The following is a 1,155-nucleotide window of genomic DNA, read 5'->3' as shown; positions in this document are numbered from 1 at the left end:
ATTAATATCCATGGTTATTTGTTCTCAGATACCCGATCTTTTTTCTACCAATATTACTGTTGAAGCGGGAGTTAACAATGCTTCAACGGAATAGTTCGTCATGTTTACGAAAAGCCCGCCGATTTTGACAAGCTACTCAATTAGAACACCTGAAATTTCTCGTCCATAGGTCAATTATTTATCGACTTTTAGTACAGCAAGAAAAGCTTCCTGAGGGATTTCAACTCGACCCACCTGTTTCATTCGCTTCTTACCCGCTTTCTGCTTCTCAAGCAGTTTACGCTTACGAGATGCATCACCACCGTAACATTTTGCAGTTACATTCTTGCGCAGCGCCTTGACAGTGGTTCGTGCACAAATCTGACCACCTACTGCAGCCTGAATGGCGACGTCAAACATCTGGCGAGGGATGATCTCTTTCATCTTTTCAGCCAGCGAACGCCCCCTGGAGACAGCATGATCTCTATGAGCAATAAGAGCCAGTGCGTCGACTTTCTCACCGTTGATCAGAATATCCAGTTTCACCATGTTGGCCATCTCAAAACGATCAAAACTGTAGTCCAAAGACGCAAATCCGCGACTGACAGACTTCAGGCGGTCAAAGAAATCCAGAACCACCTCGTTCATAGGCATATCATAGGTTATTGCTACCTGACTGCCAGTGAACTGCATGTCTTTCTGAACACCCCGACGTTCTACACACAGGGAGATCACATTACCAAGATAATCCTGGGGAACCAGAATATTCGCCTGAACAATAGGCTCCCTGATTTCCTGGATACCGGCAGGATCTGGCAGTTTAGATGGGTTGTCCACCTCAATCAGATCGCCATTTTTCAGCTCAACCTCGTAGATTACTGTCGGCGCAGTGGTAATCAGATCCAGGTTGTATTCACGCTCAAGACGCTCCTGAATAATTTCCATATGCAGCATACCGAGGAAGCCACAGCGGAAACCAAAGCCCAGGGCATCACTGCTCTCAGGTTCGTAGAACAGAGAAGCATCATTAAGACTAAGTTTTTCCAAAGCTTCACGGAAAGACTCAAAGTCGTCTGAGCTGACCGGAAAAAGGCCAGCATAGACCTGAGGTTTGACCTTCTGAAAACCTGGTAGTTCCGGAACATCCGGTGTTTTTGCCAGCGTCAGGGTATCACC

General features: G+C 46.4%; 1 pseudogene. It reads right to left on the bottom strand.

From position 1 onward, the window contains the following. Positions 1 to 174 precede the first annotated feature (174 nt). A pseudogene (locus KDK18_RS05250) lies at positions 175 to 1,155 on the bottom strand (elongation factor 4); the annotation flags it as partial.

The sequence above is a fragment of the Endozoicomonas sp. SESOKO3 genome (assembly GCF_024606255.1).
Note: the sequence above shows the minus strand (reverse complement) of the source record. Positions and strands in the feature narration are given on the sequence as shown.